Annotated in this window: 2 protein-coding genes and 3 pseudogenes; 4 read left to right on the top strand and 1 reads right to left on the bottom strand. The window is 60.0% G+C overall.

Annotation, left to right across the window (positions count from 1 at the left end):
- Nucleotides 1-543 precede the first annotated feature (543 nt).
- Together WEA77_RS02225 and WEA77_RS02220 are read left to right on the top strand one after the other, a co-directional pair.
- A complete protein-coding gene (locus tag WEA77_RS02225; protein WP_368066239.1) occupies nt 544-1,422 on the top strand; it encodes an ABC transporter ATP-binding protein in 879 nt (292 codons plus the stop codon).
- Between the two features lie 15 nt (nt 1,423-1,437).
- Nucleotides 1,438-5,049, top strand: coding sequence for a M1 family aminopeptidase (locus WEA77_RS02220; protein ID WP_368066238.1), 3,612 nt, complete (start codon nt 1,438-1,440; stop codon nt 5,047-5,049).
- Nucleotides 5,050-5,383: 334 nt separating this feature from the next.
- On the opposite strand, the pseudogene WEA77_RS02215 reads toward WEA77_RS02220, so the two are convergent.
- Nucleotides 5,384-6,146 (bottom strand): annotated as a pseudogene (locus tag WEA77_RS02215) (transposase); the annotation flags it as partial.
- Nucleotides 6,147-6,484: 338 nt separating this feature from the next.
- Here WEA77_RS02215 and WEA77_RS02210 point away from each other — a divergent pair.
- Both WEA77_RS02210 and WEA77_RS02205 read left to right on the top strand, forming a co-directional pair.
- Nucleotides 6,485-6,996, top strand: a pseudogene (locus WEA77_RS02210) (transposase); the annotation flags it as partial.
- A gap of 60 nt (nt 6,997-7,056) precedes the next feature.
- A pseudogene (locus WEA77_RS02205) lies at nt 7,057-7,720 on the top strand (transposase); the annotation flags it as partial.

Raw genomic sequence — 7,720 nt, 5'->3', positions numbered from 1 at the left:
TGAATGGATGATCCATCAGGAGGTCAGGTCGCCCAATTGATCTTCCAGGTCTTCGATGTAGTCCGCATCTGTATACCATCGAGCAACGGCAGGAGTGAGAAGCCATTGGCCAAGCATTGGCAGGTCCTAATCCTGCTCTCGACGGAAGGTCAGGCGATCTTCGTGCATGCGCTATCCTCTCCCACTGCATCTATCAGGCCAGCAGGAACGGGCCAAGCTGGCTACGATCGGCAGTTTCCCTGACCGGCTGAGTTACCAGATTCCCGTCATCGGGATGTCGGGCCGTAACGCCGCGGCAGATCGCCGATAACGGTCACTGATACAGCACTGCCGCACGAGCGTTCGCGCCAATCAACGTGTGAGCTATCTCGTAGCCTCTGGGTGTTCGACATAACCGTGCGGCCTTTTGAAGAGGCCGGGTAAGCGAGGTTCGCTGTTTGGAATTGCCGTCAAGAACTCAGGGGATGCGTGACGGGTTGACAAACATCAGGCTCAAACATTATTGATTATCAATACATTTGTTATGTTTATCGAGGAATCTCCATGTTACACATCGCGGAACTGACCCATGTTTATGCCAACGGCGTCCGCGCACTCGACAATGTAAACCTCGATGTTCCCGCCGGGATGTTCGGCCTGCTTGGCCCCAACGGCGCAGGCAAATCGACCCTGATGCGGTCCATCGCGACCCTGCAGAGCCCGGGCAGCGGCACCATCCGGTTTGGCGATATCGACGTGCTGAAGGAGCCCGAAAAGCTGCGGCGCACCCTCGGCTACCTGCCTCAGGATTTCGGCGTCTATCCGCGGGTCAGCGCCCGCGACATGCTAGACCATATGGCGATCCTCAAGGGTTTCTCGAAAGCCTCCGATCGCGCCGAGGTCGTCGACGGCCTCCTCAACCAGGTGAACCTTTGGCCGGTCCGCAATAAGGCGATAGCCGGTTTCTCCGGCGGCATGCGCCAGCGCTTCGGCATCGCCCAGGCGCTGATCGGCAATCCGCGGCTTATCATCGTTGACGAGCCGACCGCCGGCCTCGACCCGGAAGAGCGCAATCGCTTCCTGAATCTGCTCGCCGAAATCGGAGAAGGCGTGGTGGTCATCCTGTCGACCCACATCGTCGAGGATGTCGCCGATCTCTGCCCCCGCATGGCCATTCTCGCTGGCGGCCGCGTCGTTGCTCAGGGCGCGCCGCGCGACCTGACACAGGCCCTGCGCGGCCGCATCTGGCGCAAGCAGATCACACGGGCGGCGCTGGAGGACTACAAGCAGCGCTTCAACGTAATCTCGACGCGCCTTGCGGGCGGAGCGACACTAATCAACGTGCTCAGCGATGCGGCGCCGGAGCCGGATTTCACGCCGGTCGAGGGCAACCTCGAAGACGTCTACTTCTCGACCCTTGCCGCAACCCGCGCAGCCGCCTGACGCAGGAGACACAAGATGTTTGCTTCCGTCTTGGGGTTCGAAGCCCGCTACCAGTTGCGCAATCCGGTCTTGTGGGTCAGCTTCGGAATATTCTTCCTGCTGACATTTGGCGCTGTGACCGTCGACCAGATCCAGATCGGAGATACCTCAAACATCAAGCAAAACTCGCCTTTCGCGATTGTCCAGACCGTCTTTGTAATGAGTATTTTTGCGTTGTTTGCAGTGGCGGCCTTCGTTGCCAACAGCGTCACGCGCGATGACGAAACAGGCTATGGGCCGATCTTGCGCGCTACACCTTTGAAGAAGGCACCCTATCTCTATGGCCGGTTTGCCGGCGCCTACGCAGCTGCGGCCATCGGCTTCCTTGCTGTGCCCGCCGCCATCCTGATCGGTTGCGCCATGCCCTGGCTCGATCCGGAAACGCTCGGGCCGACAAATTTCGGCCACTACGCCTATGCCTATTTCGTCATCGCGCTGCCGACGCTGTTCGTGTTTGCAGCCATGCTGTTTGCGCTCGCGACGGCCACGCGCTCCATGATGGGCGCCTATCTGGGCCTTATCGCCATCCTTGTCGGATGGGTCGTCAGCGGCATCCTGCTGGACCAGCCCGGCCTGGAAAAAACTGCCGCGATGATAGATCCGTCGGGCTTCGCCGCGCTCGCCGAGCAGATGGAGTATTGGACCGCGGCTGACCGCAACACGCGCCTGCCTGAGCTGACGGGCGGCTTCCTGCTCAATCGCGCCGTCTGGTTCGGCTTTGCGATCGCCTGCTTAGTGCTGGCCTATACGTTCTACCGCCCGGACGTGAAAAGCGCCAAAGCGCCTAAACCCGAGAAGGTGATGGCCGGTAAGGCGGGCGTCGCCTCTGTGAACCTGCCCGCGCGGACGGACCGCAAGGCTAGCTTCACGGCCGCAACCGCGCGCCGGCAGCTTTGGGCACGGACGGTATTTGATATCAAGGCCGTGGTGAAAAGCCCGGCCTTCTTCATTCTTTTGGTCATCGGCTTGTTCAATGCCTCCGGCGCGCTCTGGTTTGCCAACGAATTCCGCAACACATCGATCGAGCCCGTAACGCGCCTTATGGTTGGTGCCTTGCAGGGCTCGTTCGGTATCATCCCTGTGGTCATCGCGGCCTATTATGCCGGTGATCTTGTCTGGCGCGACCGTGAGCGGCGCATGCATGAAATCATCGATGCCGCGCCTGTTGCCGACTGGGCCTTTGTGCTGCCCAAGGTGCTCGCGATCTTCCTTGTGCTCGTCTCGACGGCGCTGGTGGGCGCGATTGCCGGGATTTCAGTCCAGGCGTTGAAAGGCTACACAAACTTCGAGCTTGGTGGATACCTGCTCTGGTGGGTCATCCCGATGACGATCAGCGCGGCGCAACTGGCCGTCTTGTCAGTCTTCTTCCAGACGATCTCGGCGAACAAGTTCATGGGTTGGGGGCTGATCATCGTTTATCTGATCAGCACGCTGACGCTCTCGAATCTCGGCTTCGAGCACAATCTTTACCAATTTGGAGGCAGCCCGGGCGTACCGCTGTCGGCCTTCAACGGGATGGGGCATTTCTGGATCGCCCGATCCTGGTTCGATCTTTACTGGGGCTTCTTCTGCATCATCCTCGTGATCGCAGCTTATGGCCTTTGGCGGCGCGGCGCCGAGACGCGCCTCATGCCTCGCCTTCGCCGCTTCCCGCGCCGGATGGCTGGCGCGACAGGCGCTGTGCTGGCGCTTTCATTCGCGGGCTTCGCGGGTGTCGGCGGCTGGATTTTCTACAACACCAACGTGCTGAACATCTACCAATCCTCCCTCGCCGTGGAGCGACAGCTGGCGGACATGGAAAAGGCGCTTGCAGAGTTTGAAGGCGCGCCCGGCCCCACAATCACGCACGTGGTGCTTGATGCGGACCTCCGCCCGAAAACGCGGACGGCCACCACCAAGGGCAGCTATGTCATCGAGAACCGAACCGGTGCACCGCTTGCGAGGATGCTCGTTGTCTGGCCGCGGGATGTCCGCGTCGAGGCTTTCGATCCAGGGGCTGCGAAGCTCGAACAGTCATGGCCGGAATTCAAGTCGGAGCTCTGGGCTTTCGAAAAGCCTCTACAGCCTGGCGAAACACGCACCATCAACTTTACGACCGTCTATGGCCGGCCGGGCTTCTCGAACACCGCCGGCCAATGGCGGGTGATTGGCAATGGCACGTTCATCGATAACTTCGAGCTGACCCCCATGCTGGGCGTGTCGCAGAGATTCTGGCTCACTGACCGCGCCAGACGGCGTAATTATGAGCTCGATCCCGAGCGTCGCATGGCGAAGCTGGAAGACGGCTCAGCGAATGGCAAACACTACCTGCGGCCTGACAGCGAATGGGTGACGTCCGACATTACGGTGCATACGGATGATGACCAGATCCCGATTGCGCCAGGATATCAGGTCGCCGAAGAGAAAGCGAACGGACGGATCACTCGCCGGTTCGAGACAGAAGCACCGATCCAGCACTTCTTCTCGATCCAGTCGGCACGCTATGACCTGCGTACGGCAAGCGTCGATACGCCTTTGGGACCGGTTAAGCTCGAAATCTATCACCATCCCGAGCACACGCAGAATCTCGAGCGCATCGAGACCGCGATGAAGGCCTCGGTCCGGATCTTTTCGGAGCGGTTCTCGCCGTTCCAGTTCCGGCAGATGCGGATTCTCGAATTCCCCGGCTATGCGACCTTTGCACAGGCATTTGCCAATACCGTTCCATTCTCGGAGGATATCGGCTGGCTTCAGGCAAACCGCGATCCGGACAAGGTTGATCTCGTCACATTCGTCACAGCTCACGAGATTGCTCACCAATGGTGGGCACACCAGGTCATCGGCGCGGACAAGCAAGGTGCGACGATGCTGTCCGAGAGCTTTGCCCAGTACAGCGCCATGCTTGTCATGGAAGACCTGATGGGGCCGGAGCAGGTTCGCCAGTTCCTTAAGGTCGAACTCGACGCCTATCTCACTGCGCGCGGCGGCGAAGTGGTTGAGGAGTTGCCTCTGATCCGGGTGGAGAATCAGGACTACATTCACTACAACAAGGGCGCGCTGGTCATGTACTTCCTGCGCAACGAGGTCGGCGAAGAGGCTGTGAACCGGGCGCTTAACCGGCTGCTCGCAGAATACGCCTTCAAACCGGCGCCGTATCCGTCGAGCTCGGATTTCGTCAGCTTGCTGCGTGAGGAAGCCGGCCCCCAGCATCAGGACCTGATCACCGACCTGTTCGAGCGGATCACCCTGTACGACGCCAAGATGTTGCAGGCGACGCGGCAGCGTCTGCCAGACGGGCGCTGGGAAGTCGCGCTGACCATCGAGGCCAGAAAGCTGTATGCAGACGGTCAGGGCCAGGAAACGGAGGCAGATCTCAATGAGCCCTTCGAGATCGGTGTGTTCACACGCAAGCCGGAGAGCCAGGGCTTCTCCCGCGCCGACGTGCTCGCCTTTGAGCGGTATGATCTGAAGACCGGGACGCAGACGGTGACGCTGGTCCTGCCGGACGGCCCGGAGCCGCTCTTTGCCGGGATAGACCCTTACGTGAAGCGGATTGATCGGAATTCCGATGACAATCTCATTGTAGTGAAGTCTGCAGACGACACTTAGGCAGGTACCCAGTCGGTGGGAAATCGATGCTCCATCGATTCCACAACCTTAGAATCGAGAACGACGAAGCCTGCGTAGATCAGGCACGTCGCGTACTGGTTCATTTTTCCTCGGACCCTTGCCAGTTTGAGCGCGCTGTGCTGTTCGAAGGATAATGAGAACGGGATCCGGCGTCGGTATTGCTCGGCCGCAGGTACGCCGGGCGCCGTCGACAAGCGCACCTTGCCGGCGCGTTGTCCACAGAACAGCAAGATAGTGCCGACCAGTAATGCGCTTTGTTTTGGTCACGTCCACCTGAGTGGTGGAAATTGGGGCGGCCAAGCGGTGTACCGGCTCAGGCCGCGCGCGGTGTAAGTATCTGCGATGCTGCTGGCGGCGCAAGAGCGAACCGGTCGATTTCCTCATCGACTGTATCCACGCTCGCGAACGCCTCTATCGACAGGTAGCGGTGCTGCAGCTGCCATTCATCGTTTGCCTCCAGGAGTACGGCGCCGACGAGCCTCACGATCGAGGCCTCATTGGGGAGTGAGGGCATGACTGCCAAGGGTTCGAAGGAATGCCCGAACGCCAACAACGTCGGCGCGGCGTTTCACTTCCTTGTTGAGACGTTCAAGGCCGTTTGTTGAGTGCAATTTCACCCGGTGTGCAGCGGGGAAGTCCATGTAGGCGAGTACATCATTCTCGTTCGGCGGCTTACGCGGCCTTCGGCCACGGTCCGCCTCACCTTCCATCGCTTCGGCCAGCTTCGGATGCGCGCTGCGGGCCTGATCTGCGATGGCACGCCAGGTGGCGTGAGCTTTTTCAGCATTGGGCGCAGTGAACGCATCGCGCAGCAGTGTCGCCAGACGCGATTGCTGCGGTTTGGGGACGCGCGCGAGCAGGTTCCTTGTCGTATGAACCCGGCAGCGTTGCCAGGTCGTGCCCTGAAAGACTTTGAAGGCGGCCGCTTTCAGGCCTTCATGCACATCGGAGATAACAAGCTTTACGCCTTTGAGGCCCCGCTTCACGAGACTGCGCAGGAACTCCATCCAGAACACCATTGCCTCGCTGTCGCCGATCGAAAGCCCTATGATTTCCCTTCTGCAGTCCGCATCGAGATCACGGGTAGCGTCCACTGGAGTGGTGGAAATTAGCTGACGGAGCGCTTCGGGCGCGCGGACCGTAAGAGTCTGCGCGCGCCCGGGGCGCGGTTGGCGGGAGGGGTGGTCATCGGAGAATCCGGGTTAGGGTTGTGTTGCGACACGCGACTCCAAACGAGGATCGAATCCGATGACCGACAATACTCTGCCCCAACTTCTGTCCGCTATCCAGAACAGTGATGATGGTGATTTTCTGCGTACCCTGGCCGAGACCACGCTCAACCGGCTGATGGACTTCGAGCGATAAGAAATCGATCCGGGGGATCGATTTCCGCGAGAAGGACGCAGAGAATGCGATCGGCGCCGCTCGCCATGAGCGGTCAGCTGACCGGACCACTTACCGCAACGGGTATCGCGACCGGGTTCTGGAGACCCGGGTCGGCGCCCTGGACCTGAAAAGCCCGAAGTTCCGCAGCGGCCAGTCCTACTATCCCGGCTTCATTCTCGAGCCGCGCAGGCTGCTTGAGAAGGCGCTCACCGCGGTCATCCAGGGTGAGGCGGGAAACAAATCGATCCGGGGGATCGATTTGCCGCCGAACGGATCAATGGCGTTTCCACGCGCCGCGTTGAAGATCTGGTGCAGGCGATGGGCATGACCGGTATCTCGAAGAGCCAGGTCTCGAAACTGTGTAAAGAAATCGACGAGCGAGTGGCCTCTTTCCTGGAACGACCGCTGGAAGGCGAATGGCCCTATGTCTGGCTCGATGCGACTTACCTCAAGGTCCGTCAGGGCGGACGGACCGTCAGTGTTGCGGCCATAATAGCCGTCGCGGCCAATACCGATGGCAGAAGGGAAATCATAGGGCTTGACCTGAGACCCGATTGGTCCCGCATTTGAATAGAGAGTCTGTCGCAATGGAGACAGACGATGCGAAAGAGTAAATTTACCGACGAGCAGATCATCGCGATCCTGGCTGAACAGGAGCGTGGCATGGCCACGGCAGACGTGTGCCGACGGCACGGAGTCAGCTCCGCTACCTTTTACAAATGGAAGGCGAAGTTCGGCGGCATGGACGTGTCGGATGCCCGCAAGCTGAAGGTTCTGGAGACCGAAAATGGGCGGCTGAAGAAGCTTCTGGCTGACAGCATGCTCGACAACTCGATCCTGAAAGACCTGCTGGGAAAGAACTGACGACGCCCCAATCGAAGCGGGACGCGGCGTTGAAGGTGATCGAAAAGTACGACATCTCCCAGCGCCGCGCCTGCCGGTTGGTCAGCGTCGATCCGAAAACTGTCCGGCGTGAGCCAGAACCGGACAATCCGGAGATCCGCGAACGTATGCGGGAATTCGCCGAGACACGCCGCCGGTTTGGTTACCGGCGTATCGGCATCATGCTCGAACGAGAAGGTATTGTGATGAACCAGAAGAAGCTGAGACGTCTCTACACAGAGGAAGGCCTGTCGGTGAAACGCCGCCGTGGCCGCAAACGCGCCACCGGAACGCGTGAGCCTATGCCCGTGCCGGATGGTCCGTCGAAGCGCTGGAGCCTCGACTTCGTGTCCGACGTGTTCGGACCTGGACGCCGGTTCCG

The sequence above is a fragment of the Hyphomonas sp. genome, from assembly GCF_040882205.1.
In the GTDB taxonomy this organism is placed as follows: Bacteria; Pseudomonadota; Alphaproteobacteria; order Caulobacterales; family Hyphomonadaceae; genus Hyphomonas.
The sequence above is the reverse complement of the archived record's forward strand: the minus strand, read 5'-3'. Positions and strand labels throughout refer to the sequence as shown.

Bases quoted from the DNA above. Each gene is read 5' to 3' on its own strand.
- WEA77_RS02225 (WP_368066239.1), top strand. From the start codon at position 544: ATGTTACACATCGCGGAACTGACCCATGTTTATGCCAACGGCGTCCGC.
- WEA77_RS02220 (WP_368066238.1), top strand. From the start codon at position 1,438: ATGTTTGCTTCCGTCTTGGGGTTCGAAGCCCGCTACCAGTTGCGCAAT.